The sequence below is a fragment of the Bacillus sp. FSL K6-0255 genome, assembly GCF_045040725.1.
GTDB lineage: Bacteria > Bacillota > Bacilli > Bacillales > Bacillaceae > Bacillus > Bacillus subtilis.
The window spans coordinates 1,303,820-1,330,058 of the sequence record NZ_CP150278.1 but is presented as its reverse complement, the minus strand read 5'-3'; the positions used below and the strand labels follow the sequence as shown (position 1 = coordinate 1,330,058).

The 26,239-nt window shown below is 44.7% G+C and carries 31 protein-coding genes; 8 read left to right on the top strand and 23 right to left on the bottom strand.

Annotated features, from left to right (window positions below):
• Positions 1 to 70: 70 nt before the first annotated feature.
• The 6 genes from dppE to proG form a co-directional block, all read right to left on the bottom strand.
• Positions 71 to 1,720 (bottom strand): dipeptide ABC transporter substrate-binding protein DppE, encoded by a 1,650-nt coding sequence (gene dppE / locus MHB62_RS06955; RefSeq protein WP_080287610.1) that lies wholly within the window; start codon positions 1,718 to 1,720, stop codon positions 71 to 73.
• A 2-nt stretch (positions 1,721 to 1,722) separates the two neighbouring features.
• Positions 1,723 to 2,730, bottom strand: coding sequence for a dipeptide ABC transporter ATP-binding subunit DppD (gene dppD, locus MHB62_RS06950; protein WP_032721399.1), 1,008 nt, complete (start codon positions 2,728 to 2,730; stop codon positions 1,723 to 1,725).
• Positions 2,731 to 2,734: 4 nt separating this feature from the next.
• A complete protein-coding gene (gene dppC / locus MHB62_RS06945; RefSeq protein ID WP_032721397.1) occupies positions 2,735 to 3,697 on the bottom strand; it encodes a dipeptide ABC transporter permease DppC in 963 nt (320 codons plus the stop codon).
• 5 nt (positions 3,698 to 3,702) lie between these two features.
• Positions 3,703 to 4,629 carry a dipeptide ABC transporter permease DppB gene (dppB, locus tag MHB62_RS06940; protein WP_003245446.1) on the bottom strand — a complete coding sequence of 309 codons (927 nt, stop codon included), beginning with the start codon at positions 4,627 to 4,629 and terminating at the stop codon, positions 3,703 to 3,705.
• A gap of 16 nt (positions 4,630 to 4,645) precedes the next feature.
• A complete protein-coding gene (dppA, locus tag MHB62_RS06935; RefSeq protein ID WP_032721396.1) occupies positions 4,646 to 5,470 on the bottom strand; it encodes a D-aminopeptidase DppA in 825 nt (274 codons plus the stop codon).
• A gap of 128 nt (positions 5,471 to 5,598) precedes the next feature.
• On the bottom strand, positions 5,599 to 6,417 hold the full coding sequence (gene proG, locus MHB62_RS06930; RefSeq protein WP_032721395.1) for a pyrroline-5-carboxylate reductase ProG: 819 nt from the start codon (positions 6,415 to 6,417) through the stop codon (positions 5,599 to 5,601).
• A 168-nt stretch (positions 6,418 to 6,585) separates the two neighbouring features.
• On the opposite strand from proG, the gene htrA reads away from it, so the two are divergent.
• Together htrA and MHB62_RS06920 are read left to right on the top strand one after the other, a co-directional pair.
• Positions 6,586 to 7,935 (top strand): serine protease HtrA, encoded by a 1,350-nt coding sequence (htrA, locus tag MHB62_RS06925; protein ID WP_009967069.1) that lies wholly within the window; start codon positions 6,586 to 6,588, stop codon positions 7,933 to 7,935.
• A gap of 157 nt (positions 7,936 to 8,092) precedes the next feature.
• A complete protein-coding gene (locus MHB62_RS06920) occupies positions 8,093 to 8,269 on the top strand; it encodes a hypothetical protein (protein ID WP_003245413.1) in 177 nt (58 codons plus the stop codon).
• 183 nt (positions 8,270 to 8,452) lie between these two features.
• Here MHB62_RS06920 and MHB62_RS06915 read toward each other — a convergent pair whose 3' ends face one another.
• The 4 genes from MHB62_RS06915 to MHB62_RS06900 form a co-directional block, all read right to left on the bottom strand.
• Entirely contained in the window at positions 8,453 to 9,424 is a 972-nt protein-coding gene (locus MHB62_RS06915; RefSeq protein WP_003232632.1) for a glycosyltransferase family 2 protein, read from the bottom strand.
• Between the two features lie 11 nt (positions 9,425 to 9,435).
• The gene (locus tag MHB62_RS06910) at positions 9,436 to 11,586 is read right to left on the bottom strand and encodes a glycosyltransferase family 39 protein (RefSeq protein WP_160214995.1); all 2,151 of its coding nucleotides are present in this window, start codon (positions 11,584 to 11,586) and stop codon (positions 9,436 to 9,438) included.
• A gap of 7 nt (positions 11,587 to 11,593) precedes the next feature.
• Positions 11,594 to 11,740, bottom strand: a complete 147-nt coding sequence (locus MHB62_RS06905; RefSeq protein WP_003244977.1) for a hypothetical protein — start codon at positions 11,738 to 11,740, stop codon at positions 11,594 to 11,596.
• Positions 11,741 to 11,840: 100 nt separating this feature from the next.
• Entirely contained in the window at positions 11,841 to 12,791 is a 951-nt protein-coding gene (locus tag MHB62_RS06900; RefSeq protein ID WP_003245086.1) for a ring-cleaving dioxygenase, read from the bottom strand.
• A gap of 388 nt (positions 12,792 to 13,179) precedes the next feature.
• On the opposite strand from MHB62_RS06900, the gene steT reads away from it, so the two are divergent.
• The 6 genes from steT (at position 13,180) to spoIISC (ending at position 17,652) form a co-directional block, all read left to right on the top strand.
• A complete protein-coding gene (steT, locus tag MHB62_RS06895) occupies positions 13,180 to 14,496 on the top strand; it encodes a serine/threonine exchanger (protein ID WP_003244819.1) in 1,317 nt (438 codons plus the stop codon).
• A gap of 275 nt (positions 14,497 to 14,771) precedes the next feature.
• Positions 14,772 to 15,389 (top strand): DUF47 domain-containing protein, encoded by a 618-nt coding sequence (locus MHB62_RS06890; RefSeq protein WP_003218470.1) that lies wholly within the window; start codon positions 14,772 to 14,774, stop codon positions 15,387 to 15,389.
• A 12-nt stretch (positions 15,390 to 15,401) separates the two neighbouring features.
• Positions 15,402 to 16,403, top strand: coding sequence for an inorganic phosphate transporter (locus MHB62_RS06885; protein WP_003232642.1), 1,002 nt, complete (start codon positions 15,402 to 15,404; stop codon positions 16,401 to 16,403).
• Between the two features lie 109 nt (positions 16,404 to 16,512).
• Positions 16,513 to 17,259 (top strand): toxin-antitoxin-antitoxin system toxin SpoIISA, encoded by a 747-nt coding sequence (spoIISA, locus tag MHB62_RS06880; protein WP_003244695.1) that lies wholly within the window; start codon positions 16,513 to 16,515, stop codon positions 17,257 to 17,259.
• Entirely contained in the window at positions 17,259 to 17,429 is a 171-nt protein-coding gene (gene spoIISB, locus MHB62_RS06875) for a three component toxin-antitoxin-antitoxin system antitoxin SpoIISB (protein ID WP_003232646.1), read from the top strand. The genes spoIISA and spoIISB overlap by 1 nt, the downstream gene beginning before the upstream one ends.
• 85 nt (positions 17,430 to 17,514) lie before the next feature.
• Positions 17,515 to 17,652, top strand: coding sequence for a three component toxin-antitoxin-antitoxin system antitoxin SpoIISC (gene spoIISC, locus MHB62_RS06870; RefSeq protein WP_003232648.1), 138 nt, complete (start codon positions 17,515 to 17,517; stop codon positions 17,650 to 17,652).
• Positions 17,653 to 17,688: 36 nt separating this feature from the next.
• On the opposite strand, the gene MHB62_RS06865 is transcribed toward spoIISC, so the two are convergent.
• The 13 genes from MHB62_RS06865 to MHB62_RS06805 are packed head-to-tail and all read right to left on the bottom strand — an operon-like array spanning position 17,689 to position 26,239.
• The gene (locus MHB62_RS06865; protein WP_003245230.1) at positions 17,689 to 18,582 is read right to left on the bottom strand and encodes an N-acetylmuramoyl-L-alanine amidase; all 894 of its coding nucleotides are present in this window, start codon (positions 18,580 to 18,582) and stop codon (positions 17,689 to 17,691) included.
• A 12-nt stretch (positions 18,583 to 18,594) separates the two neighbouring features.
• Entirely contained in the window at positions 18,595 to 18,858 is a 264-nt protein-coding gene (locus tag MHB62_RS06860; protein ID WP_003232653.1) for a phage holin, read from the bottom strand.
• A 12-nt stretch (positions 18,859 to 18,870) separates the two neighbouring features.
• Positions 18,871 to 19,140: a hemolysin XhlA family protein gene (locus MHB62_RS06855; protein WP_003232655.1), complete on the bottom strand. Its 270-nt coding sequence runs from the start codon at positions 19,138 to 19,140 to the stop codon at positions 18,871 to 18,873.
• Positions 19,141 to 19,192: 52 nt separating this feature from the next.
• Positions 19,193 to 20,032 carry a phage-like element PBSX protein XepA gene (gene xepA / locus MHB62_RS06850; protein ID WP_032721388.1) on the bottom strand — a complete coding sequence of 280 codons (840 nt, stop codon included), beginning with the start codon at positions 20,030 to 20,032 and terminating at the stop codon, positions 19,193 to 19,195.
• Positions 20,033 to 20,075: 43 nt separating this feature from the next.
• Positions 20,076 to 20,240, bottom strand: coding sequence for an XkdX family protein (locus MHB62_RS06845; protein WP_003232658.1), 165 nt, complete (start codon positions 20,238 to 20,240; stop codon positions 20,076 to 20,078).
• Complete coding sequence (locus MHB62_RS06840) at positions 20,237 to 20,566, bottom strand: XkdW family protein (RefSeq protein WP_003232660.1); 330 nt, start codon at positions 20,564 to 20,566, stop codon at positions 20,237 to 20,239. The genes MHB62_RS06845 and MHB62_RS06840 overlap by 4 nt, the downstream gene beginning before the upstream one ends.
• Before the next feature lie 11 nt (positions 20,567 to 20,577).
• A complete protein-coding gene (locus MHB62_RS06835) occupies positions 20,578 to 22,641 on the bottom strand; it encodes a phage-like element PBSX protein XkdV (protein WP_003244681.1) in 2,064 nt (687 codons plus the stop codon).
• 2 nt (positions 22,642 to 22,643) lie between these two features.
• Positions 22,644 to 22,916, bottom strand: coding sequence for a hypothetical protein (locus MHB62_RS06830; RefSeq protein WP_003232665.1), 273 nt, complete (start codon positions 22,914 to 22,916; stop codon positions 22,644 to 22,646).
• On the bottom strand, positions 22,913 to 23,491 hold the full coding sequence (locus MHB62_RS06825; protein WP_003244743.1) for a YmfQ family protein: 579 nt from the start codon (positions 23,489 to 23,491) through the stop codon (positions 22,913 to 22,915). The genes MHB62_RS06830 and MHB62_RS06825 overlap by 4 nt, the downstream gene beginning before the upstream one ends.
• Positions 23,475 to 24,521 (bottom strand): baseplate J/gp47 family protein, encoded by a 1,047-nt coding sequence (locus MHB62_RS06820; protein ID WP_003232669.1) that lies wholly within the window; start codon positions 24,519 to 24,521, stop codon positions 23,475 to 23,477. Before MHB62_RS06820 ends, MHB62_RS06825 begins: the two co-directional genes overlap by 17 nt.
• Entirely contained in the window at positions 24,514 to 24,939 is a 426-nt protein-coding gene (locus tag MHB62_RS06815; protein WP_003232671.1) for a DUF2634 domain-containing protein, read from the bottom strand. The genes MHB62_RS06820 and MHB62_RS06815 overlap by 8 nt, the downstream gene beginning before the upstream one ends.
• 56 nt (positions 24,940 to 24,995) lie before the next feature.
• Positions 24,996 to 25,262 carry a DUF2577 family protein gene (locus MHB62_RS06810; RefSeq protein ID WP_003244812.1) on the bottom strand — a complete coding sequence of 89 codons (267 nt, stop codon included), beginning with the start codon at positions 25,260 to 25,262 and terminating at the stop codon, positions 24,996 to 24,998.
• Entirely contained in the window at positions 25,262 to 26,239 is a 978-nt protein-coding gene (locus MHB62_RS06805) for a phage-like element PBSX protein XkdQ (protein WP_003245730.1), read from the bottom strand. The genes MHB62_RS06810 and MHB62_RS06805 overlap by 1 nt, the downstream gene beginning before the upstream one ends.

The following is a 26,239-nucleotide window of genomic DNA, read 5'->3' as shown; positions in this document are numbered from 1 at the left end:
TATACGTGCAAGAAAGAGAAAAAATACCGCTCCTTCGCATAAAGAAGCAGTATTTCTTCAATCACCGCCATCAGTTTTTATCTGCCCATTTTAAGTCGATATAGCCGACAGGGTGACGGACAATTCCCTTTACTTGTTCATTTTGCAGGTGAACCTGATTATAAAAATAAACCGGGATAATCGGCGCTTCATTGATGAGCAGCTCTTCAGCTTGATGCATAAGAGAGAACCGTGTTTTTTCATCGGCTTCATTTTTCGCCTGTTTGATCAGCTGATCGTATTCTTTATTGGCCCAGCCTGTGCGGTTCATCGAATTTCCCGTTTGAAAGGCTTCCAGAAAACTGATAGGGTCCGCGTAATCAGGCAAAAATGAGCTTTGAGAGAATTGGAATTTCAGCGCTTTTTGATCCTCTAAAAATACGTTCCATTCCATATTGGCCAGCTTTACATCGACTCCAAGGCTATTTTTCAATTTTTGCTGAATAGCTTCGGCAATCTTTTTATGCTCCGGCTTTGTACTGTAAGTAAGCGTGATCGCAGGAAGCTTATTATAGTTTTCTTCCTTCATGCCCTTTTCGAGCAGCTGCTTCGCTTTGCTTTCGTTAGGCTTGATCAAGTCTCCGCCTGCTTCACGGAAATCTTTGCCGTCAGGCTGCGTAAACCCAGGCGATACAAAGGCGCGCGCCGGTTTTTCATTATTTTTCGTGACGTACTTTACAATTTCCTCTTGATCCACAGCCATCGCAAAGGCTTTTCTGATGTTTTCATTTTGGAATGGCTCCATGTGGACATTAAATCGATAGAAATAGAGACCCGCCTGGTCAACAATATTGACGTTATCCTGATCCATCAGCTGGTCGCTTAACTCTGCAGGGACATAAGCGGTATCAAGTTCCCCTGATTGAAACATCTGATAATCTGTATTTCTGTCACTGACCATCGCCCATTTCACCTTATCAAGCTTCACGGTATCTTTATCCCAATACGTGTCGCTTTTCTCCATAGTGATGCTGTCATCATGCTTCCATTCCGTCAGCTTAAATGGGCCGTTTCCGACAAATGTATCCGCCTCAGCAAACCACTTTGGATTGTCTTTATCGACCTTTTCATTTACCGGAAAATACGCAGGATTGGACACAACGCTCAGAAAATATTTTTGCGGTGCTTCCAGTGTAACTTCAAGGGTTCGATCATCCTTTGCCGTCACCTTCACATCGTCTTTTTTCCCTTTCCCGCTGTTATATGCTTCGCCGCCTTCAATAAAATAACCTAGGAATGCCGATGAAGCGCCTTTTTTCGGATCAAGCATCCGCTTCCACGCGTATTCGAAGTCTCCGGCTGTTACAGGATCTCCGTTTGTCCATTTCGCATTTTCCCGAATTGTAAATGTGTAAGTTTTATTATCTTTCGAAACAGACCACTTCTCCGCCATTGCCGGCTCAGGCTCATGATCTTTGCCAAGACGCGTCAGCCCCTCCATGATGTTATTTAACGGCTGCCATGACACATTATTAAAGCCGATCGGCGGATCGAATGAAGTCGGTTCATTTTCATTATTTACATACAGCACCTTTTCTCCGCTGGTTTTTGCCTTATCATGACTGCCTTCTTTTCCGGCCTGTTCATTTGCTGTGCACCCCATCAGCGCAAACGAAAGTCCTAATGCAAGACCCATGCCCCATAGCTTTTTCACTCGTTTCATCCTCTTCCCCCTTTTCATGTTCAATCCTTCGCATCTCCTGACAGCACTGCATGCTCTGCTCGTTGATCCTGCAGCCAGCAGTTGACGGTGTGCGAGTCAGATCTGATCGTCTGGCCCGGGTACACCCTGTCACACACAACCATCCTGTTCGGACAGCGGGCGGCAAACGGGCAGCCCGGCGGAGGCGAAAATAAATCCGGCGGCGTTCCGTCGATTGGGATCAGCTCAGCGCCATCTAAATCCAGCCGCGGGACAGAAGCCAGCAGTCCTTTTGTATAAGGGTGCTGCGGCTGATAAAAAATATCTTTTCTCGTGCCGATTTCCGCGATTTTCCCGGCATACATGACTGCGACTCTGTCAGCTACCTGGGCAACGACCCCTAAATCATGTGTAATCAGGATGACAGACACATTCGTTTTTCTCTGAATCTCTTTAAACAGCTCTAAAATCTGTGCCTGAATGGTTACATCCAGGGCGGTGGTCGGTTCATCCGCAATTAAGATGTCAGGCTCGCAAATCAGCGCCATCGCAATGACAATCCGCTGTCTCATGCCGCCGCTGAATTGGTGGGGATATTGCTTTAGGCGCTCTTCGGGATCTGGAATACCAACCAATGACAGCATGGAAAGCACCTCTTTCCGTGCCGCTTTTTTGCTCATTTTTTTGTGGCGCAATAGCGCTTCCCCCAGCTGGTCGCCGACAGTCAGCGTAGGGTTTAACGCCGTCATCGGGTCTTGAAAAATCATAGAAATGTCGGCTCCCCTTATACCTCTCATTTCTTTATCAGAGAGACGGCAAAGGTCTTTGTTTTTAAATAGAATGCTGCCGTCTGTCACCTTCGCCGAATAAGGCGGAAGCAGGCCCATGATGCTTTGGGAGGTAACGCTTTTGCCGCAGCCGGATTCGCCGACGATCGCAAAGGTTTCTCCTTTATACAAATCAAAGCTCACCCCTCTGACCGCCTGAACCGTCCCGCCGTAAGTCGTAAAAGACACGTGCAGATTTTGGACTGACAGAACTTTTTCCATACAGCTACCTCCTCAGCTTAGGGTCAAGCGCATCCTGCAATCCGTCCCCCAGCACATTAAACGCGTACATCGTCAGAGATATGAAAAAGGCCGGAAAAAACAGGCGCCACCAATGCCCAGATAAAATCGTGGGCAGGCCGTCATTCGCCATCACGCCCCAACTTGCAAACGGAGCCTGTATGCCGAGGCCGAGAAAGCTTAAAAATGATTCTGCGAATATGGCGGCAGGTACGGTTAATGTCATTTGTACGATGATCGCTCCCATAGTATTCGGCAGCAAATTCTTCCGGATGATGCGAAAGGTTTTCGCGCCAAAGGTTTTCGAGGCGAGTACATATTCATAATTTTTAATCTGAAGCACCTGGCCTCTTACAATTCTCGCCATGCCGACCCACCCGGTCACAGTCAGCGCCACAATAATCGTGCCCAGTCCCGGCCCCATGAGCACCATCAGCAAAATGACAACAAGCAGGTACGGCAGTCCGTACAGCACTTCGATAATCCGCATCATAATGCTGTCAATCCTGCCGCCTTTATAGCCGGCAACGCCTCCGTAAATGACACCGATCAAAAAATCAATCAGTGCTGCCATCACGCCGACAAACAACGAGATTCTCGCGCCATACCATGTCCGGGTAAACACATCCCGGCCGAGTTCATCGGTGCCGAACCAATGATCGGCTGAGGGCGGAAGATTTTGTTCTGTCAGCGATTGGCGTACGACACTATGGGTCGATAAAAAGGGCCCGATAACTGCCATGACAAAAAGAAATAAAAGAATAAAGAGTCCGGCCATCGCTAATTTATTTTTTTTCAGCCTCCTCCAGGCATCCTGCGTGTATGACAAACTCGGCCGCTTGACCGAATCGGCTTCCCGATTTTTTTCCTGATTCGAGACAAACCACTCATCAGGCACCTGATTGTGCTGTTCTGGCTGGCGTTCATCCGTTTGTACAGGGAGATTCACACGCTTCACCCTTTCTTATGCAGTTTAATGCGCGGGTCTAAGAGACCGTAGGCCAAATCGACCAAAAACAGCATGATAATCAGAATGACGCTGTAAAAAACGGTCGTTCCCATAATCACGGGATAGTCACGCTGATTAATGCTTTCAACAAAATATTTTCCCATTCCCGGAATGGCAAAGATTTTTTCAATGACAAAGCTTCCTGTTAAGATGCTGGCGACGAGTGTGCCCAGGACGGTAATGACGGGCATGAGTGCATTTCTGAGTGCGTGTTTTACGATAATTTTGAATGGAGAAAGCCCTTTTGCTTTTGCTGTGCGGATATAATCCTGTGTCAGAACTTCGACCATGCTCGAGCGTGTCAGCCTGGCAATGATCGCCATTGGCCCTACAGCAAGCGCTGCGGTCGGAAGCACCATATGAATCGGGCTCGTCCATGTCGCAGCAGGAAATAGTTTGAGATTGACAGCAAATTGCTGAATGAGCAATGTTGCCAGAATAAAATTCGGGATGGAGATGCCGAGTACTGCAAGACTCATCGCGGCGTAGTCCAAAAAGCCATTGCGGCGGAGTGCAGCGATTACGCCCAGCACCAGCCCAGAAATCACAGCAATGACAATCGCTGTCATCCCAAGCTCAAAGGAAACGGGAAATCCGCGTTCCAGCATATCATTTACGCTGTCCGACGGTTTTTTAATTGAAGGTCCGAAATCGAATGTAATGATGGATTTTAAGTAGAAAATGTATTGGAAAATGAGAGGATCGTCTAAGTGATAGTAGGCTTCGAGATTTTTTTGAACGGCTTCATTTGTGCCTCTCTCCTCGTTAAAAGGAGATCCGGGAATGACCTTCATGAGAACAAAAGTCAGGGTGGTAATCACCAAAATCGTAGCTGCCATTGCCCAAAAACGCTTTATCATGTATCGCGCCAAAGCCTAAAACACCCCTTTAGCAGAATGATGTCCGCATCGCAAGCTCAGTCATGACAAGCATCGCCTGATAGGCTTCAAGCATGTCCTTCGCCTGAAATTGAACGGTTGTAGTTCCCGTCTTGATTTCCGTTCCCGGCATCAGATTCGCCCATTCTGCTTGGCCATAATTGGCGAATTCAATGCTCAGAACTGGCCTGTCAGGCGGTGTGAGCGGCTTGACTTTGTCCTTGTTTTGCAGGGCAAACGCAGTTTTTTCTGTCAACAGCCGTCCGGCTTTCGCAGGGGACAAGCACTTCACTGCGGATCTTGAAATGGTTTGTTTGACTGCGGCTGTCGTCACGTTCGGGATAAGCTCTTCCGCTTCCTTCGCCGCCCGGTCATCCCCGGCTACCAGTAATACCGGGACATCATAATAACCGGCAACGTATGCATTTAATCCAAGCTCACCGACAGGCCGATCGTTTATGTAAAAATGACGGACGCCGAAAATCATGCTGTGTGACATGACACCGGGAGTCGAGGCTCTCGCATGATAACCGAGAAACAAAGCGCCTGTAAACTTATCATCCAGTCCCTCCACCATTGAAAATGGTTTGACGTCACCAGAAATCAAGTCTGCTTCAGGGTGAAGCTTTTCAACCATCAGATTATTCATCTTCGAATGACTGTCATTGACCAGCACCTCGGTACACCCGCTGTTAAACGCTTCAGCAATACAGTAGTTTGCTTCTTCAGTCATGATAAGCCGTCCGCGTTCATAATTCCGCTTGCCGGAATCCACAAAGGTATCGTCCGGAAGACCCGAAATACCTTCCATATCTACTGACATGTACAATTTCATAACGCTCCTCCTTTTTTACTAAATTATGAATATTCTAACAGATTATATTAAAAAAAGAGGGAAAATGCAATATAACTGGGGAAAATCTCAACCATTCAGTAATAAAAAAAGAATCCTCTTTCAAGGATTCATGTCTGTTTACCAACCTGTTCTGTAAGCAGTTCATATTTTTTCAGGGTTCTTTCAAACACCTCATCAAAAACGTCTGGCACAGAGGCGCGTATCACCTCAGCTCCCTCTCCCGTTATTCCGCCTTTGGTTGCGACACGTTCCAGCGTCTCCTCGAAAGACATATTTTTTTCGATCAGCATCTTGCCAGTTCCGTATAGCGAATGAATCAGAAAATCAAAGGCTTCTTCTTTGGACAGGCTGCTGTTTCTGACGGCAGACAGTGCCAGTTCTTCAAAGATTGCGGCTATGAATCCCGGTGCCGAGCTCGTTAAATTGCTGGCCGCATCTAAATTCGATTCTTTGATTTCTCGTACACGGCTGAAAACCGATAACAATTCATTCAGACGTTCTTTTTTCTCTGCAGCCAGTGCTTCACTGTGAACGACAAGTGAGATGCCAGCTTCTGCTTCGGACGTAATGGCAGGAATAACACGTGAGATACCCGCCTCTGTTTCTGCCTCCAAAAGACGCAGCGGCACACCGGCAGCTATGGATACGATGTGAGTATTTCTGTTCACATACGGGTGCAGACGGCGCATTGTTTCGATGACATGGAGTGGCGGGACGCATATCAAAATCAATTGGCACGTATTTGCCCAATTCTCCAACGGATCAGCCGATACGTTTGGATAATCTGACATGAGTGCCCGCAGCCGCTCCCCCTTCGTTCTCGTCTCAATAAATAGCTCATTCTCTTTTATTTGTTCATGTTTCAACAGCTGTCTAGCGATCATATCCGCCATGCTGCCATATCCAATCAATCCAATCTGTTCCATCGACTCAGTCCTTTCATATACAATATGAAGTGTACCGTTTTCCGCACTTTTTCACAATTTCCCATAATCTTTTCATTTTTATCCCACAGTTTTTGTTTATGATAAACTCAAGTCATAAACCTATCAATATAAATAGACATGTGAAAATAGAGAAACGGAGTGAACATGATGGATAACTATCGTGATGAAAACAGAACGAAAGGTAATGAGAATGAGGTCTTTTTAACGAAAGAGAACGATCAGAGCGCCTCCTACTCGGCCCGCAATGTCATTCATGATCAGGAGAAGAAAAAACGAGGATTCGGATGGTTCAGACCGTTGCTTGGCGGAGTGATCGGCGGCAGTCTTGCTCTTGGCATTTACACGTTTACACCGCTTGGTGACCATGATTCTCAGGACACTGCAAAACAATCATCCAGCCAGCAGCAAACGCAATCTGTTACAGCAACAAGCACCTCCTCTGAATCTAAAAAAAGCTCAAGCAGCTCATCTGCATTCAAGAGCGAGGACTCTTCTAAAATCTCAGATATGGTAGAAGACCTTTCACCAGCGATTGTCGGTATTACAAATCTTCAGGCACAATCAAACAGCTCTTTGTTCGGCTCTAGTTCTTCTGATTCCAGCGAAGATACAGAAAGCGGTTCAGGGTCAGGTGTCATTTTCAAAAAAGAGAATGGCAAGGCTTATATCATTACAAATAACCACGTCGTAGAAGGGGCATCATCACTGAAGGTATCTTTATATGACGGCACTGAGGTTACTGCAAAGCTGGTAGGCAGTGACTCGTTAACTGATTTAGCCGTCCTCCAAATCAGTGATGACCACGTCACAAAAGTGGCAAACTTCGGTGATTCATCTGATCTTAGAACAGGCGAGACCGTTATTGCGATTGGGGATCCGCTTGGAAAAGACCTGTCCCGCACAGTAACACAAGGAATTGTAAGCGGCGTGGACAGAACGGTTTCAATGTCTACATCAGCCGGCGAAACGAGCATTAACGTCATTCAGACAGACGCAGCAATTAATCCAGGTAACAGCGGCGGTCCTTTGTTAAATACAGACGGCAAAATTGTCGGCATTAACAGTATGAAAATCAGTGAGGATGATGTTGAGGGTATCGGATTCGCCATTCCAAGCAATGACGTAAAACCGATTGCTGAAGAATTGCTGTCTAAAGGACAAATTGAACGTCCATATATCGGTGTCAGCATGCTTGATCTAGAGCAAGTGCCGCAAAATTACCAAGAAGGCACACTCGGCCTGTTCGGCAGCCAGCTGAATAAAGGCGTTTACATCCGTGAGGTCGCTTCAGGCTCTCCTGCTGAAAAGGCCGGATTAAAAGCGGAGGATATTATCATCGGCCTAAAAGGTAAAGAAATTGATACAGGCAGTGAATTGCGCAATATCTTATATAAAGACGCAAAGATCGGTGATACCGTTGAAGTGAAAATTCTCCGAAACGGCAAAGAAATGACGAAAAAAATTAAACTGGATCAAAAAGAAGAGAAAACTTCGTAAGACATAATGCCTCAGGCCGTAAAAGCGGTCTGAGGCTTTTTATTAGATAAAAGACCTAATTGTTCTATGAAACTTTCTGACGAGATATCCGTATATCATACAGATTGACATCATTCACATCAGATGCTAGAAACATCGTTTGCTAGGAGGCATGAACATGAAAACCGTGGGACTGGGTATGATCTGCGCAGGATTGGCTTTTCTTTTGCTGAGCTTTCTTCTCTCTGAATCGACGTTGACGTGGGGAATTGTATTGGGTACGAGTATTCTATTAAACATAACTGGTACGGCTCTAATCATGCGTTTCTTAAAAGCCCCCCAATATAACAGCTGACATGCAGCAAAGCCGAGGACGAAATCTTTAAGTTTTGCTGTTTTTATTTCAGCATGACTGAACCGCAGTACAAGCTCACAATCTCTTCTTTACCCAATTTCCATATATCTATCAGCATCTTTTGCTTTAGATCGTGCTCAGAGCATAAAAACCCCCTGTCCATTACGGACAGGGGGTTTGAGGTTATGACATATGCTGGTCTCTATAGAGTCTTTTATTTTCAATTCCATACGATTTTTGGACGATGTAAAGCGGCCTGTCTTTGGCTTCATCGTAGATTCTGCCGATATATTCGCCAATCACGCCCAAAATCAGAAGGACAATGCCGCTGAACAGGAGCTGGATCACAATAAGTGATGACCAGCCGGTAATCGTGCTGTCTGTGAATAGCTTCAGATACAGCACGATAAACATATACAGAAATCCAGTACCTGACATTAAAATCCCCGCATAGCTTGCCAGCTTCAGCGGTTTATGTGAAAATGTCGTGATGCCGTCCATTGACAGCTTCAGCATTTTCTTGAGCGGGTACTTTGTTTCTCCGGCGAGCCTTTCATCACGTACATACTCGACCGCTGTCTGTTTGAAACCCACCCAGCTGACTAGCCCTCTTACAAATGGATTTTTTTCTTTTAATCTCTTCATTTCATCACAGACTTTTCTGTCCATGAGGCGAAAATCCCCCGTATCAATCGGGATATCAATATCTGTCATACCGCTGAGAAGCCGGTAAAACATAGCCGCGGTTTGTTTTTTGAAAAAGGTTTCCCCTTTTCGTTTAGTCCGTACGGCGTACACGACTTCATAGCCTTCCTTCCACTTTTCAATCATTTCTAAAATCAGTTCAGGAGGGTCCTGCAAATCGGCGTCAATGACGACGATTGCATTCCCCTGTGCATAATCCATACCTGCCGTAATGGCGATCTGATGTCCAAAATTCCTTGAAAAATCAATAATTTTCACTCTCGGATCGATCAGGCTGTGCTCTCTTAAAATCTCAATACTGCGGTCTTTGCTGCCATCGTTGACAAAAAGCAGCTCGTAGTTTTCCTTCGTTTGATCCATGACCTCTTTTAAGCGCTGATAGGTTTCATGAATGACAAGCTCTTCATTATACACAGGTACAACAATTGAATATTGAATATGTCTGCTCATGTTTTTGCCTCCTATTCATCAGCATGTAGTTCGTATAATGTTGCTGACTGATTCATTCCGCCAGGTCCGCCCATTTTGCCGTTTTCACCTGAAGCCTTGCTGCTTGATGTATCAGCTGAATCAGTATTTTCTGTTTTTTGATCAGAACTTGATTGCCATTTTTCTGATGCTACTTCTTTTCCATTTTTCTCAACCCATTCAACAATGTCATTGTTTCCGCCTCTTCCCATTCCAGAAGCCAAGAAGTATTTCACTTTTCCTTCTTTTACAAGTTTTTTGAATTGAGTCAGTGTGATTGCCGGGTCAGAACCGCTGTATCCACCAATAGCCATGACAGCTTTTTTCGTTTTAATGATATATGGTGCCGCTGTGTTCGAATCGGTTGTGGCGAATAGGTATTCAGCTCCGGAGTTATTCTCCTCTAGATATTTGATCAGTTTTTCATTTACAGTCGCATCAGACATTCCCATGCCTTTTCCGCTCATTGATGCGAGTTGAGGGCCTGTTTCAGGCAGTGAGCTGTTGCCTCCGTACAGAAGCGGTGTACTTGCCCAATACATCGGCATCACCAGAAATGCGAGGAGAGCTGCAAGTGAAACATAATAACTGAACGGTTTTTGGCGCTGTTTAAACAGCAGCAAAGCAATCGCTGACAACACGCCGATAACACCTACCCCGATACTCCATCCAACACCGATTTGATCGTTGTAGTTTCTGAGAATAAACAATTCAAATCCAGTTGTCGCAATAATTGCTCCCGGCAAAAGCCATGCTTTCCAGCCTGTCTGATTGCGGTACAGATGAACAAGAGCGACCCACCCCGCACCGACAAGAGCCGCAATCGGCGGTGCCAGCATGATGAGATAATAATGATGGAAAAATTCTGCGACACTGAAGAATCCGGCAATCGGTACAAGCCACGCAACCCAGAACACCGTTTCCTTCTGCTCTACAGATAATCTTCTTCTTTCTCTTGCGCCAGCGATCAGTAAGCCTGCGATTCCAAATATCGCAAATGGCAGAAGCCAGCTGATTTGATCAGATAACTCTTGTTGGAAAAGCCGCAGTGGACCAGGTGTTCCCGTTCCAAACATCCCTGAACCTGATTGCATTTTCGAACCGGTTCCTGTACCGCCTTTCCCTCCGTCTCCGCCGGGTCCGCCTTGGCCGCCATCTCCGCCGCTTGGAGGGCCTCCTTGACCGCCGCTTGGCATTTGGCCATTGGATGGAGGCGCCGCCATATTGCCATTTGAGGATTTACCATCGCTTGATGAGCTGTTGCTTGATGACTGATTAGGCGGTGCTTGAGTGTTATCAGAAGAAGACATTTCTTTTGAAGCGTCTTTGTTTGGCGCACCCTGGCCGCCGCCTGAATTTTGGCCTGTCAGCCGCTGGATTCCGTTATAGCCGAAAGCCAATTCCAAAACAGAGTTGGTTTGGCTGCTTCCGATATAAGGCCGCTTGCTTGCAGGGATATTGTCAACAATGAGCGGCCACGATAACGAAACGGCTGCTAATACGGCTAACGCACTTACCAATGAAACGATTTTTTTCTTGATTGTGGCGTTTGCCGCAATCAGATAGAACAATAAGAAAGCCGGTAAAATCATGTAAGCCTGCAGCATTTTTGTATTAAAACCTACTCCAACAACGAAAAATGCTGCTAACAGCCAGATCAGCTTTCCTTTTCTGATCGCTTTAAAGAGAAGCCATGTAGCAAGCAATAAGAAAAATACCAGTAATGCATCAACATTGTTTGTACGTGCTACAGCTACAGCTATCGGCGTACATGCCATAACAAATGAGGCAATACGCGCCGCCGTTTTTCCAAATGTCGGCTTTATCAGCAAGTACATAAGAAGGACAGAACCTACACCAGCAAGTGCCTGAGGCAGGATGACGCTCCAGCCGTGCATACCGAATATCAGTGCGCTGATCGTTTGGATTTGGTATGTAACAGGCGGTTTATCTACTGTTATAAAGCCGGCAGCATCGAACGAAGCATAAAAGAAATTATGAAAGCTTTGCATCATACTTGTAACTGCCGCGGTGTAATAAGGATTCACCGTGTCGTCCTTCCAAATGTTATAGATATTTAAGAATGCAGATGCGAGCAAAATGAGGAGGAGGACGATATCCAGCTCGCGTTTTTTCTTTTCCACTTATTTTTCACTCCTTTTTGTCTAACTTTGAAATAGTGTAACAAGCAAATATGAATAAACTATTAATAAACAAAGACAATATTTTTGCCGAGGCCATTCCATACCAATCACCCATATTTGCAAAGGGTTTTAAGCCATTTCTCCCAATCAGCATCTGATATTTCCTCCCTAATAAGGCATGCTGTTTAGGTCAAAATTAATTATGGTAATAAAAAAAGCCCTCCGGCGGCGCCGGAAGGCAAAAGAATCACAATTTATTGGATCGGTTTCAATTTTGCTTCAATTTCTGCTCTTCGATGCTCTAGATATGGCGGAAGAGCAATCGTTTGGCCAAGCTCATCAAGATTTTCATCTACCATAAAGCCCGGTCCGTCTGTTGATAACTCGAACAAAATGCCGTTCGGTTCTCTGAAATACAGCGCCTTGAAATAGTAGCGCTCAACTATGCCTGAATTGCTAAAGCCTTCGCGGCTGATGATCCGGTGCCACCCGGCAAGTTCTTCTTCATCTCTTACCCGAAATGCGACGTGGTGAACACTCCCTTTGCCTTGACGCTCTCGCGGAAGATCGTTTCTTTCTATTAAATGGATTTCCGTTGCAGCACCGCCTTCTCCTGATTCCAGAATAACGGCGGTTCCTTGCCCTTCGACTGGTTCACGGCTGATTTCTGTAAATCCAAGAATATTCGTCAATACGTGTAAAGTTGGTTCAGCATATGGCACAGTCAGTTCAACCGGCCCTAACCCGCGAAACGAAAATTCTTCCGGAATGCCGCTCTGTTTAACAGGCAGGCCATATCCTTTTCCTTCCTCATCAGCAGTCAGCACAAGTCGCTGCCCCTCATGATCTTGAAATGCCAATATGTCACGTCCGGCTCTTTTGGAGATGCCGCTGTGCGTTACTTGCTGCTCTTCAAAACGTTCTTTCCAGTAATGCAGGGCTTCTGTGCCTGGAACGCGCAATCCAATAGAAGAAATACTGTTTGTTCCCGCATGAAACGGTGCAATGCGGGGAATCTCGAAAAACGTCAGCTCAGTTCCCGGGTTTGCCACTTCATCTCCGTAGAACAGATGGTACATTGTCGGTTCATCCTGATTGACGGATTTTTTGACGAGCTTTAATCCTAATACTTTCTTATAGAAATCCAAGTTTTTTTGTGCGTCGGCCGTTAATGCCGATACGTGGTGAATGCCGTTAACTTTCATATGCTGTCCCTCCAGGTTATTTTATCTCGATTTCGAGATATCATATCATAATTGTATATTTATTGTTCTAATAACAAAGTATTTTATTCGCATGAGAAAGTCAACATATCAGCTTCACCGAAGGTTCGTTCATTTTCTGAATTCTCATCTCCCCTCTGTACCGGCTAAAATCCTAATACATAAAACACGAACTTTGTAAATAAAAATTATGAATTTTATTCGTTTATAGACCATTAAAACAGGTATTTCTACAGTTTTATCTGCTGTACACAAAGCAAATTTCGAAAATCAGAAAATTTATTTTATTTCACTTTTCTAAAATAGGGTTTACAATATGAAAAAATAGATTCTTCAACATGAAGCTTCAACATCATAGGAGGTTAAGGACATGCATACTGAAGACAACGGTTTGAAAAAAGAGATAGGCCTCTTGTTTGCCCTTACTCTTGTCATCGGAACCATTATCGGTTCTGGTGTTTTTATGAAGCCCGGCGCTGTGCTTGCTTATTCAGGTGATTCAAAAATGGCGCTTTTCGCCTGGCTGTTAGGCGGTATTTTAACACTGGCGGGCGGTTTGACAATCGCGGAAATCGGAACGCAGATTCCAAAAACCGGCGGGCTTTATACGTACCTTGAAGAAGTGTACGGCGAGTTTTGGGGATTTTTGTGCGGCTGGGTGCAGATTATCATTTACGGCCCGGCGATTATTGGCGCGCTGGGTTTATATTTTGGATCTTTAATGGCGAATCTTTTCGGCTGGGGATCTGGACTATCAAAAGTCATTGGAATTATAGCAGTTCTCTTTTTATGCGTCATTAATATTATCGGTACAAAATACGGCGGTTTTGTCCAAACGCTGACAACGATCGGAAAACTGATTCCGATTGCCTGCATCATCGTCTTTGGCCTTTGGAAAGGCGATCAGCACATCTTCACAGCAGTAAACGAAAGCATTTCTGATATGAACTTCGGGGCGGCTATTTTAGCTACGTTGTTTGCTTATGACGGATGGATTCTCCTTGCCGCTCTCGGCGGAGAAATGAAAAATCCCGAAAAGCTGCTGCCACGCGCTATGACGGGCGGATTATTAATTGTAACGGCGATCTATATTTTCATTAATTTTGCATTGCTTCACATCCTGTCAGCGAACGAAATTGTCACGCTTGGTGAAAATGCGACAAGCACCGCTGCAACCATGCTGTTCGGTTCAATTGGCGGAAAGCTGATCAGTGTAGGGATTATCGTCAGCATCTTTGGGTGCTTAAATGGAAAGGTGCTTTCTTTCCCGCGTGTTTCATTTGCAATGGCGGAACGCAAACAGCTTCCATTTGCTGAAAAACTGTCACATGTACACCCGTCGTTCCGCACACCATGGATTGCGATTTCTTTTCAAATTGCTTTGGCTTTGATTATGATGCTGATCAGCAACCCTGATAAGCTCTCAGAAATCTCCATTTTCATGATCTACATTTTTTATGTGATGGCCTTTTTTGCAGTGTTTATTCTCCGCAAGCGAGCAAAGGGAGAAAAGCGCGCCTACAGTGTTCCGCTTTATCCATTTATGCCAATTCTGGCAATCGCGGGCTCCTTCTTTGTGTTAGGCAGCACACTCATTACAGATACAATGAGCTGCGGATTATCCATCCTCATCGGCCTTGCCGGACTGCCTGTTTATTACGGGATGAAAAAACGAAAAGCAAGCTGATAAAACGGTTCCCTTGTTTAGGGAACCGTTTTTTGGTGAAACAGAAGATAAAAGTTGACAGGAAAAACACAACTTTTGATATACTTTTTACGTTAAGCAGAAAGTTTTTGCAAACTTGGGTCGTTTTTTTAAAGCGAAGTAGGTCAAAATAAGGAGACACGATTTATCAAAAAAGTCAAGATACGTTTTTTTCGACTTTACCTGTTTTTTTTCGACAAAAGGCTATATAATAATTTGATGTGTGCATTGTTCATTCAAACTATGGAGGGTTTTTAATGATAAGAAGAAAAAAAGATAAGTTCTCACTCCTTTTAACAGAAATTGCAAAGAACATAGACGAAACTGCAGAATATTTTGTGAATTTTAAGGTCACTAACCAAACGACTCTTAAAGAATTTGCAGATACGTTAAAGGAATATGAAACAAAAGGTGACAATCATGTTCATGTCATGATTAAAGAGCTTAACAAAGCGTTCATCACTCCTATTGAGCGCGAAGATATCCTTCAGCTGACAAACAGCTTGGATGATGTGCTTGACGGAATCGAACATTTCTCTGCCATGATGGAGATTTTCTCAATTACTTCATCAGACGAGCATATTGATAAATTCAGCGGATATATCAGAGAATGTGCGAAAGAGATTTTGATTACGATCGAGCTGCTGGCAGAAAATCGCTTAAAGGATATTCAGCCTCACGCAATCAAAATTAAAGAGTATGAGCACAGTTGTGACAACTTGCACAGAAAATCATTAAAGAATCTTTTCGGAAATGAAACAGATCCAATCAAAGTCATTCAATATCGTGAAATATACGAAACGCTTGAAGAAATCGCCGACTCTTGTCAAAGTGTTGCCAATAATCTTGAAACCATCATTATGAAAAACGCGTAACGAGGGGTAAAAATGGATATTCTATTAATATTAACGATACTAATAGTCATTTGTGCTCTGGCGTTTGATTTCATCAACGGGTTTCATGATACGGCAAACGCAATTGCGACTTCGGTATCAACAAAAGCGTTAAAACCGCGCCATGCCATTATATTGGCTGCTGTGATGAACTTTGTCGGAGCAATGACGTTTACAGGTGTTGCCAAAACCATTACGAAAGACATCGTAGATCCTTATACGCTGGAAAATGGCTCTGTTGTCATTTTGGCTGCGCTACTCGCTGCAATTGCCTGGAACCTTATCACATGGTACTACGGTATCCCAAGCAGCTCATCCCATGCCATCATCGGCGCTATTGCCGGTGCAGCCATTGCGGCAGCCGGATTTGCAGCGTTAAACTATAAGGGCTTCATTAAAATCATTGAAGCACTGATTCTATCACCAATTATTGCCTTTGTCCTTGGTTTTATTCTTTATAGCATCGTTAAGCTGATTTTCAAAGACAGCAACTTGGCGAAAACGAATAAGCAATTCCGCAGAGTGCAGATTGTAACAGCTGCCCTGCAATCGTATACACACGGAACAAACGATGCGCAAAAAGCAATGGGAATTATCACAATGGCTCTCATCACAGCGAATTTACATACTTCTGCTAATGATATTCCTACCTGGGTGCAATTCGCCTGCGCGACAGCCATGGGTCTCGGAACATCAATCGGCGGCTGGAAAATCATCAAAACCGTTGGCGGAAAGATCATGAAAATCCGTCCGGTAAACGGTGTTTCCGCTGACTTAACCGGAGCAGCCATTATTTTCGGCGCCACGTTTATTCATTTGCCGGTCAGTACAACCCACGTCATTTCTTCATCAATTCTTGGCGTCGGTGCGTCCCACCGCGTAAAAGGCGTAAACTGGGGTACGGCCAAGCGAATGCTCATTACATGGGTCATCACGCTTCCGATTTCAGCGACACTTGGTGCCATCGCCTACTTTATTTTAAATATGATATTTTAATGTCACACCGCTTCTGTCAAAGGAGCGGTTTTTTTGATGGAACAGGAAAACCATCCGGATCTCTCGAATACAATAAGCAGAACCTATTTCAGATGTGAGGGATTCGAATATGGTTTTATTCTTTCAGATCATGGTCTGGTGCATCGTGGCCGGACTGGGGTTATACGTGTATGCCACGTGGCGTTTCGAAGCGAAGGTCAAAGAAAAAATGTCCGCCATTCGGAAAACTTGGTATTTGCTGTTTGTTCTGGGCGCTATGGTATACTGGACATATGAGCCCACTTCCCTATTTACCCACTGGGAACGGTATCTCATTGTCGCAGTCAGTTTTGCTTTGATTGATGCTTTTATCTTCTTAAGTGCATATGTCAAAAAACTGGCCGGCAGCGAGCTTGAAACAGACACAAGAGAAATTCTTGAAGAAAACAACGAAATGCTCCACATGTATCTCAATCGGCTGAAAACATACCAATACCTATTGAAAAACGAACCGATCCATGTTTATTATGGAAGTATAGATGCTTATGCTGAAGGTATTGATAAGCTGCTGAAAACCTATGCTGATAAAATGAACTTAACGGCTTCTCTTTGCCACTATTCGACACAGGCTGATAAAGACCGGTTAACCGAGCATATGGATGATCCGGCAGATGTACAAACACGGCTCGATCGAAAGGATGTTTATTACGACCAATACGGAAAAGTGGTTCTCATCCCTTTTACCATCGAGACACAGAACTATGTCATCAAGCTGACGTCTGACAGCATTGTCACGGAATTTGATTATTTGCTATTTACGTCATTAACGAGCATATATGATTTGGTGCTGCCAATTGAGGAGGAAGGTGAAGGATAATGGAACGTGCGTTTCAAAACAGATGCGAGCCCAGAGCGGCGAAGCCGTTTAAAATCCTGAAAAAACGTTCAACCACCAGTGTCGCAAGCTATCAAGTCAGTCCGCATACAGCAAGAATCTTCAAAGAAAACGAACGGCTGATTGACGAGTATAAACGAAAAAAAGCATGATCACACTAAAAGGACAAGGGAAAACAGCTCTTGTCCTTATTCCTTTTCTTAAAGGGTGACATATAATAAATACAAACAGAGGATAATGTCAGGTGATACAGTGAAAAAATTGGTGAGGCGTGTGAAGTTTGTTGATTACGGAAGGTTTGGGCTTTCCGGGTACTCGCTTCGGGTGAGGGAGCGCAGTGCTGGAATTATAAAAAAGTTGAAGAAGAAAAAATAAATCCCGGAGCGGCTCCGGGATTTTTATGGTCTTTGATCAGCTTAATTGCGCTGCGATCTTCTCTTTCGTCGCAGGCCCGTAGATACCGTCAGCAGTTAGACCGTTAACAGACTGAAAACGGGCAACTGCGTCAGCTGTTTTCGGTCCGTAAACGCCGTCAATTCCGTTGTTAACAGCGCCTTTATCAGGGTAAAAATACAGAGCCGCAAGTGCTCGTTGCACCTGAAAGACGTGTTCTCCTGATGTATAAGGTGTTGTCAATTGAATGATACCATCAGGGAGCGGATAGAGCTCGGGTTTTTCAGCAGCCGATGGAGCACTTACAATTAATACTTGACCAACGCGAATAAGATTCGGGTCTTCGATATTGTTCCACTCTTGCAGCTGAGCAACCGTAACACCAAATGCTCTCGCTATAGATGTAAGTGTGTCGCCCTGTTTCACGACGTAAGTTTGGCTGCCGCCTCCCCCAATTCCTGCTTTGAACGAATCCCACGTATCTAACAATTTTCGCGGACATTCCTTCCCTGACCAATACTTATGAGGGACGACATTGGCGAGACTGATATTATGTTCAGCCATTAATGTTTTGATGAGCCACTGGGCATTTGCTGTTGCTTTTGCAAAATCGCCATCGGCATTTTCGCAAATTTCAATTCCAATAGAAGCCCGGTTGCCGCTGCCATTTCCGTCTCCCGCATGCCAGCCGTTTTCATTTAAAGGCAGATGCTGATAAATTTCTGTATCATCAACTGTAAAATGCCAGCTTGTCGTCGTATCAGGATTTTTCAAATAGCGGGCATGCGCTGCAGCATCTGCTCCTACTGCGGTATTCGCTGTGTTGTGCACCGTAATGTAAAGCGGCGTCATTGCGTAGCCTGGACGGTTATTTGCGCCAACCGGAATAAAGTCTTGAATAATGTTAACCATTTTCATCTCTCCTTATTTCGTCAGATTATTGTCCCTTAACAAGTCGCGCTGTTTTTTCCCTTTTTCTGTTACATAGTTGTTTTTAAACCAAGCGGCAAGTGTCGTTCCAATTGTAAATGCGATGGAACCGGCTGAATAAAGAGCGTCAGCGAGCTGATTGACCTGCTCCTCCTGAATGTCCAATGGTGATTTGCCGAGCATCAGCATGGTCTGGTTGATTAAAGCAATTAAAAGAAGCACCGTCCTGATGACCGTGCCCTTGTCAAACGTGTTCATAAAAATCCCCCTTTAATGCTGCAGCAGGCTGTACATAATGGCGATGGCTCCGCCAATGATGCCTGTAGACACTGCTGTAATGATGGCACCTGTGATGGTGCGTTTAATCCACGTGGTGTTTTCTTCAATTTTGTTTAATTTTTCGTTCAGCGTCATGATTTGCTGGTCTTGCCGGTCAGACACGCGTTCTAATGCGGAAACCCTCTGCTCAAGTGCTTTGTGCTCGCCTTTCATGTCTGCTAAATCCTGCTGAAACACATTCACGTCTGCCTCTTGCTGCATCTCTCACTCCTCCTTCACATGCAGATCACCTCCCTTCCGAGGGCCGAGACTATTATGAAACCGCGGTCCCTTTTACCGAAAGAGTACCGCCGGTGATACTGATAATCTCCATGATGATCTCCTTAAACCCTTTAATATCAAAGGCCCATGCCTCAGCTTTTCCTAATGTACTGGAGGCAGTGGTAGCATCATCAGTTTTCACGCCTCTGATCGGCAGTTTCTGTCCTGACACCGATTTGCCCCAAAATTTGACTTCGCTCATTTCTGCTGTGCCGTAGACTTCAACGAGTAAATGCGCGGCACCGTCAACAGGTAAAGCAGCCCCCTCGCTGGCGGACTCTGCATTTTCATGAAAGACAAAGTCAAATGTTTTGCGAGCCTCGACTTTCAGCCGTCCATCGTGTGTTTGATTCTCCGCAAAGTCAATCTGTAAAGGCGTTTTTTCATTGACACGCACATCCATCTCACCCGCACCGACTGATTGGTATAATACAAACTCAGATTGCTGAAGATTCCCGTTCACATAGCGGAAACGGTAATAGCGTTTAGAAAGATATACCCAGTCCGTCGCTGTCAGGACGCCTGCTGCGACATTAACTGCTGCTGTCGTTGTCCAAACATTGTTGTTGTCGCTTTCTTCTATAAAGAGCGTACCTTCACGATCTGCATACGCCCAGCCCTTCACTTTCGAAATCAGAACTGCGCCAAGCCTGTCCTGCCCGAGCTGACTGTATGCCTCAGTCGCCTTTAAAGCAGCATTTGTTAAAATCTCCGCTACGCCTGACATATTCGAAACAGGTGTCACAAAATCATTTTTTCCTCCTCGATAGGGCTTTACAGCGCCGGCTTTTCCAGCCTTATCGAGAGGAAATTCATATTGATACTTCACCATCTTCATCCTCCTTTGATCTAAAAACAGGCAAAATAAAAAAGCCTTACATGGCTTTACCGGTAATTTCTTTATACTGGTCAGCTGTGATCAGCTTTTTGTTCACACCCTCTGCCAGATCCTGAATTGAACAGTCTTCATATGCTAAAGCCTGTTTCACCATATCCGTTGTCGCCCACTCATAATAGAGGGCAAGCACCCAATAATTCATTCAGCATAATCTCCTTTCAAGGAAAGTAATGATAGCTTTATATCTGACAACTCGTTCCCTAATGTTTTGTTCAGCTCTTCAAGCTGCTTGCGTGCCAGCTTTTCCTGTGACAATTCTTGAGCGAGAAGCTCCACCTGATCAGGCGGCTCGTACGGCGGATTTTTTTGCAGCTCTTCCCACCAGGTTTCGAGTTCTGCCTGAGTCGGCAACGGCGCCCGGAGATTCCATTTCTCAATGTATGAACCGTTCCCGTCATTACGCAATTCAAAATCCTTTCTCGATACTGCGTTTGGATACTTGTACATAATGGCATCATATAAGATCATAAAGGTACCTCCTAAACTCTCGGGTAATTTCTTCCGCCAAGCTCCAGAACATCAAAATAATTGAGAGCTCCATTCGAATCTGTAACATATCGTGTTACATCCCCGGAATAACCAACATAAACATAAATTTCAACATAATCTCCTGCATCAAGCGGAACTGTAACAGATCCAGTAACAGTTGCATTAAACTCATTATCACTGTTATTGGAAGGGGTAGGCATTCTAAATTGATTCATTAATTTATACTTTGTGCCGTTTACATAAACATATAATTCAAAATTGGAGTATCGCTCAGTATTTTCTATATATAAACTAGCACTGACTAAATGCATTCCTGCATGACTGGCTACAAACCTATTGTTTTTTGTATCAAACAATTTATGGCTATCTTTTATAATACGGTTATATTTAATTTTGTTATTTTCTCCTTTAATAAGGGCTTGACGCCCAGTAGTCCCAATATTAGCGTGAGCAAACCCTGATATCTTTTGCCACGCAGTCCAGCCTGAATCTGCCCACCAATGGCGGATCCAAGTCCCTACATGATCATAACTTCCACTAGTTGTGTCTGCATTTCCATAGAAATACTGAGTAAAGCGATAATTACTATGCTTTTCATTTTTTACAAATCCATAAGTGAGCGGGTATCCTGTAGTGTTATTGGCCCCTATGTCCATAAAAGTGATTCCGTATTTGTAATCATTTCCGCTTATTCTCGCATCTTGGATTGCATTTGATCCTGTTAGAACAGTTAACTTTTGATTTGTATAATTTGTTTCAACATAGTTTTTAGCATCAGCTAAAGCTTTATCCGCTTTATTTTGTGAACCTTCCGAATTCTCTAATATATACCACCCTGAATAATCAGTACCATTAACTGCTACCCTTGTATAAAGTGTTTTCGTAGAGATGCTAAACCAATCTTGACGTGTAGCCCATTTATTTGCAGAGGGGTAGATAATTAATAAACCTGTTCTGTTATCATTTAATGGAAATTGATTTTGCAAAACTGGATTTGCATTCATGTAATTAGTGTCTAAACGATAAGTGCCAGGCGGAAGATTTAAATCATTTGCATCGGTTATTGAATTTAATGGTCTAGTAATAAAGGCCGTGCTGTTAGTATAATCTTTTGATTGGTTTAAAGCAGTATCAGCTTTTTTTTGCGCACCATCAGGTGTCTCCTGCTTAACATTCTCAACATTTCCGAGACCCACTTGTTGTTTAGTAACTGAATGAGGATTAGTTTTATCATTTTCATGAAGATCTAATTCTGTTTGAACTCTATCTATAAAATCTGTTGTTGCAATTTGTTTCCATCCTCTAAATTCTCCATCAGTGTGAACCATTCCAATCCACATCATACTTCCCCAACTTTGGTAAGCTACTATTGTTTTCCTTCCTGAACCGCCTTCTACAATATCGTAGTTATACCAAGCTGCATCGCCTTCCACCGGGTTGTTTACAACTGACTGACCAACTGCACAATAAAATCCAGAAGATAATGTAAGAATATCTGTACCGTCTTGGAGTTGTATTCTTTTACCGTCGTCTCCAGTAAGTTTAATTAGTTGGGCAGCATTCCATTTGTTTCTTTCCCCTTCAGATACATGAACTTTAGAATTGCTTAAATGAGCATCAAAATCTGCTAGTGAGGCTTGTTTCACATTTTCGACATTCCCAAGTCCAACCTGTGCTTTTGTTACTTGGTTAGGATTATCTCTTCGTGCAGCAAAATTGTCTGTATATGCTTTGGCGTTTGCTTCAGCTTGATCTGCCTTATACTGGGCTCCGGCAGGTGTTTCCTTCGCATTCCATTCATCACGTTCTACTGATGTAATATGCCGGGTTGAATCATGATTATGTTCATTAAATTCCGTCTTTGAAGCCTGCTGCACATTATCCACATTCCCCAGCCCGATTTGCGCCTTTGTTGTGTTGTGGGGGTTGTTCATGTCGTTTTTGTGGGCAGCCAGGTCGGTGTGGGCGTCTTTTATTCCTTTTTCCCAGCGGTTGACGTCATCTTCGTTGATTGGGTCGTCCGGAAGCCAGTCTGTTTTTTCTTCGTATGCCATGTTTACACCACCTCAAAAGTAAATCTGAAATCGAGTGTTCTGTTTTCGCTGACGTCCAGGTCAGTCTTTCTCTCTGTGATCACATTGCCCAGCTCGTCAAAAATTTGTACCGTTTCAATATGCTTGATGTCTTCCTCACGTTTTGTCAGAACGGTGACTGTCGCACCGTCAATGGCGAGCTCTACTATTTCTGTTTTTTGGCCGTTGAGCAGCACGTGATCGATTCTGCTTTTTAGATCAGCCGCTGTGCGTTCTCTGTATATGGTTGAAATCAAGTTAAAACCACCTCATTGTTGTTAAGAGTGACAGAATAACCGACCTTGAGCTCACTGGCTGTTCGGTATCTGCGGTGATTCAGGATGACTGTATCTTTGATTCGCAGCGTCTCATTCAATCCGCCTCTGAGCGTATACGCCAAATGAGCGGGTTTCATGTTTTCTATCGCTTCGATCAGCTCATTCATGTGCTGGAGGTCATCAACATTGATATCGACGTTAAATCGGTATTCGCCGGGAAGCAGGCGGACCTGTGCAGACGGGTTTTTCAAGAAACGGTTTACCGCCTGCTCAATGGCCCTGTATGTGATTGGCGGGATGTTCGACATTTTGGAAATGAGCCGCAATCGTCTGATCTCATCAGTGTCGCCTGATTCCCGCGGGACGTTTAAAATTTTTTCCCAGCGGCTGAGCCCCCAAGTCGCCGTCGGTACGAATAACTGATCCGTCAGATCAAATATGCTGTCATTTTGTTTATCAAACTCAGGCGCTTCCGCTTTCAGCAGCTCGGCCATTTCTTTAAGGCTGGTGAGAAACGGCGGCAGATAAGCTCGCATGTCATCTTGTTTGCTCAATGATCTTCACCTGCCCAAGCTTAGGAATTTCCACGTCGCTCAGCACCAGATTTTCAGACGTGCCGTTGATTTGAATATTGGAGTAGTCACTGACTGATGGTGAATTATAGACGATATTGTTAATTTGAGAAAGGCGGATAACGTTGTCTTCAAACGCCATTTTTTTAAAGAGGTTTAAAACGCCTTCCTCAATTTCCGACTTCACTTCATCAATTGAGTGATTGATCTCAGGCAGCACTTCGGCAGAAATCTCAACTTCCTTCCAGACCGCGCTTTCCACCGTGACAACGGCTCCGATTGGCGCCTGTCCCTCTCCCTGTCCTGGTTCAGGGTCGATATAATCTTTCACTTTTTGAATTAAAATAGGAGAAGCGGGCTCAAGATTCGCATTGGTGACGACAATTTTGACCGTGCCTTCACCGTTCCAAAGCGGGAAGATCTTTGCCTTTCCCACACCGTCCACTTCCTCAGCCCACTCTTTATAATGCATTTTATTGGCACTGACGGCCTCACGCCGAACCCTTGTAAAATACCGTTCTCGCAAGCTGTCATCTCCCTCTTCCTCGCGCCCCGGAATCAGGATTTCTTTGACAATGGCCGTTTCTAAACCGGGAATGGTATCCAATGACAGTAAATTGCGTCCGGTCAGATTGGCGTTTCCCGCTTCACCAGGTGTTTCACAGATGAGCGTCCCGTCTGCCGTATATTGAAAATAAAGATTATCCACGTAAAAGCGGGAGCCGACAGGAATAGTAACTCCAGATGTAAACTCTCCCGCTCTGACCGCCTTTGTCGCGGCTGTCCGTTCAATTCCCGCTTCCGCTGCACGCCTGTCTAAAAATTCGCCTTGTGCGGTATCAGAAAAAACTAGCTCAAGCACAGTATCCAGCCATATATAAGACTTCGCAAGCTCGGCCGCCGCCGGGGCTAACGCATTATAAATGACGCTGCCTTCTCTTGTGTCAATATCTGCGGAAATGCTGTTCAGCATACGCTCCATAATCGCTTCAAAAGTCTGATCTTCAAACATCTTCGCCAATCACCTCCTCAATCTCAAGCGTTCCTTCATCCGTCTCCACCACGAAGGACACATGAAACGCGTCGCCTTGTTTTTCAATCTCAAAATCTGTTACAGCAGATATCCGGTCATCATAAACCAGCGCCTCTTCTATCAGTCTCGGAATCTCCATCTTTTTATACGCATCAGTCGTCTCATGATCTGTCAGCACGTCCTGAAGCTCGTTTCCGACATTATGGCTGTATATGGAATATGCATAGCGTTCTGTCTGTAAGGCGATATACACGAACTGCCTGATCGCTTCAAGCCCGGTAATCAGCTCATTCGTAATTCTTCCGTTTTCAAAATCTATTTTGTACGTTTGCGAGGTTTCAATGACTTCGCTCTCAACTTCAATATCTTCAAACTCCACTTCTGGTGTCAGGGCCATGTTGCCCACTCCTTTTACATGCTAAATAAAAACCCCTTCGTACTGAAGCGGTTTGTCTATACCTTATCTAAAATAAAAAACGATTGCCCGCCAGTCAGAGCCGCGGTCATGAGGCGATCCCCCGGCTCGAGTGCATCGTCTCCTCCGGACTGCATTCGTTTTGGGATAATGATGGCGTCTTCCGGTATGATCAGTTTGCTGTTTTCTTTTAATTTGATTTCCACAGGAGAAACCGAAACGACTTCAGCCGGGAGCAGTTCTACCGGAGACTCAGCGTCAACTGCGCCGACTGCCAAATGTTTTATAGCCTCACTTAATCTCATCAGGAAACTCCTTCCGGCATCGTATTCTTTTCGACAACATCGATCGTCATCGTATGTTTCGTTCCTTTAAATTCATGCCGGTCCGTATCTACCCAATAGGTTTTCTTGATGCCGGCCTCCGGAATCGAAATATAGACAGGCAAGCCGCTCTGCACTTCTGGGATGCCCACTGCCTGAATATTTTTCAGTTCTTTTTTCACGCCCTTTTTTTCAGCAAGGCGTACATCTGCCCGCTGCTGAAGCTGTGCCTGGTTGATGTCATCTGTGACCGTTTCCGTATATTGAAGCACACCGTATTTATTTAAGCCTGAACTGTCCTTGGCAGAGGCTTTATATGTCTTATTGTCCTTCTGCCGGCGAAGCACCACCCGAGTAGCAGTGTCGTTTATAGAAGTGCTGTATTGGTAGCCCGTGATATTGACGCCCGTTTCAAGCACCCATACCTCTGACGGATCTGGCCAAGCGCGCAGGCCGAGCTTTCCTTTTTCCGAATACAGCTGGTAATGTCGTCCTGTCTGGCTTTTCGTCTGTTTCAGCGCTTTTAATATGATGTCATACAATGTCGTATCATTTTTAATGACAAGACTTTTGATCGTATGGCCTGTGTTTGCGATCGAGGTTGTCGGTATCTGGAAGTCACTCGCAATCCTTCTGATGATCTGGTCGGCCCGCTGATTGGAAAACACGTACATATCCTGGTTTTTGACCAGGTACTGCAGCATGTCATAAGCGCTGAAGGCAAGCGTATGCTCGTCCGGGGTTCTTGCAAAAACAATGCCCCGAAACAGCTCTTTTCCCTTCCATTTAAACAAGACCGTATCTCCTTCTGAGACACTGTAATACGTCTGGTCGCCCTGCTTGGTGACGATGGTTGCTTCAATGGAACGCGGCGCCTGATAACGATGGCCTTCAAGCGATACGCTTTCTGCAACCAGCTCAAGCCACTCTGTGTCTTTAATGACGAACAGTTCTATCAT

Excerpts from the sequence above, each read along its gene's own strand:
- dppE (WP_080287610.1), bottom strand. The coding sequence starts at position 1,720 with ATGAAAAGGGGGAAGAGGATGAAACGAGTGAAAAAGCTATGGGGCATG.
- dppD (WP_032721399.1), bottom strand. The coding sequence starts at position 2,730 with ATGGAAAAAGTTCTGTCAGTCCAAAATCTGCACGTGTCTTTTACGACT.
- dppA (WP_032721396.1), bottom strand. The coding sequence starts at position 5,470 with ATGAAATTGTACATGTCAGTAGATATGGAAGGTATTTCGGGTCTTCCG.
- proG (WP_032721395.1), bottom strand. The coding sequence starts at position 6,417 with ATGGAACAGATTGGATTGATTGGATATGGCAGCATGGCGGATATGATC.
- htrA (WP_009967069.1), top strand. The coding sequence starts at position 6,586 with ATGGATAACTATCGTGATGAAAACAGAACGAAAGGTAATGAGAATGAG.
- MHB62_RS06920 (WP_003245413.1), top strand. The coding sequence starts at position 8,093 with ATGAAAACCGTGGGACTGGGTATGATCTGCGCAGGATTGGCTTTTCTT.
- MHB62_RS06915 (WP_003232632.1), bottom strand. The coding sequence starts at position 9,424 with ATGAGCAGACATATTCAATATTCAATTGTTGTACCTGTGTATAATGAA.
- MHB62_RS06905 (WP_003244977.1), bottom strand. The coding sequence starts at position 11,740 with ATGCTGATTGGGAGAAATGGCTTAAAACCCTTTGCAAATATGGGTGAT.
- MHB62_RS06900 (WP_003245086.1), bottom strand. The coding sequence starts at position 12,791 with ATGAAAGTTAACGGCATTCACCACGTATCGGCATTAACGGCCGACGCA.
- steT (WP_003244819.1), top strand. The coding sequence starts at position 13,180 with ATGCATACTGAAGACAACGGTTTGAAAAAAGAGATAGGCCTCTTGTTT.
- MHB62_RS06890 (WP_003218470.1), top strand. The coding sequence starts at position 14,772 with ATGATAAGAAGAAAAAAAGATAAGTTCTCACTCCTTTTAACAGAAATT.
- MHB62_RS06885 (WP_003232642.1), top strand. The coding sequence starts at position 15,402 with ATGGATATTCTATTAATATTAACGATACTAATAGTCATTTGTGCTCTG.
- spoIISA (WP_003244695.1), top strand. The coding sequence starts at position 16,513 with ATGGTTTTATTCTTTCAGATCATGGTCTGGTGCATCGTGGCCGGACTG.
- spoIISB (WP_003232646.1), top strand. The coding sequence starts at position 17,259 with ATGGAACGTGCGTTTCAAAACAGATGCGAGCCCAGAGCGGCGAAGCCG.
- spoIISC (WP_003232648.1), top strand. The coding sequence starts at position 17,515 with ATGTCAGGTGATACAGTGAAAAAATTGGTGAGGCGTGTGAAGTTTGTT.
- MHB62_RS06865 (WP_003245230.1), bottom strand. The coding sequence starts at position 18,582 with ATGGTTAACATTATTCAAGACTTTATTCCGGTTGGCGCAAATAACCGT.
- MHB62_RS06860 (WP_003232653.1), bottom strand. The coding sequence starts at position 18,858 with ATGAACACGTTTGACAAGGGCACGGTCATCAGGACGGTGCTTCTTTTA.
- MHB62_RS06855 (WP_003232655.1), bottom strand. The coding sequence starts at position 19,140 with ATGCAGCAAGAGGCAGACGTGAATGTGTTTCAGCAGGATTTAGCAGAC.
- xepA (WP_032721388.1), bottom strand. The coding sequence starts at position 20,032 with ATGGTGAAGTATCAATATGAATTTCCTCTCGATAAGGCTGGAAAAGCC.
- MHB62_RS06845 (WP_003232658.1), bottom strand. The coding sequence starts at position 20,240 with ATGAATTATTGGGTGCTTGCCCTCTATTATGAGTGGGCGACAACGGAT.
- MHB62_RS06840 (WP_003232660.1), bottom strand. The coding sequence starts at position 20,566 with ATGATCTTATATGATGCCATTATGTACAAGTATCCAAACGCAGTATCG.
- MHB62_RS06835 (WP_003244681.1), bottom strand. The coding sequence starts at position 22,641 with ATGGCATACGAAGAAAAAACAGACTGGCTTCCGGACGACCCAATCAAC.
- MHB62_RS06820 (WP_003232669.1), bottom strand. The coding sequence starts at position 24,521 with ATGTTTGAAGATCAGACTTTTGAAGCGATTATGGAGCGTATGCTGAAC.
- MHB62_RS06815 (WP_003232671.1), bottom strand. The coding sequence starts at position 24,939 with ATGGCCCTGACACCAGAAGTGGAGTTTGAAGATATTGAAGTTGAGAGC.
- MHB62_RS06810 (WP_003244812.1), bottom strand. The coding sequence starts at position 25,262 with ATGAGATTAAGTGAGGCTATAAAACATTTGGCAGTCGGCGCAGTTGAC.
- MHB62_RS06805 (WP_003245730.1), bottom strand. The coding sequence starts at position 26,239 with ATGATAGAACTGTTCGTCATTAAAGACACAGAGTGGCTTGAGCTGGTT.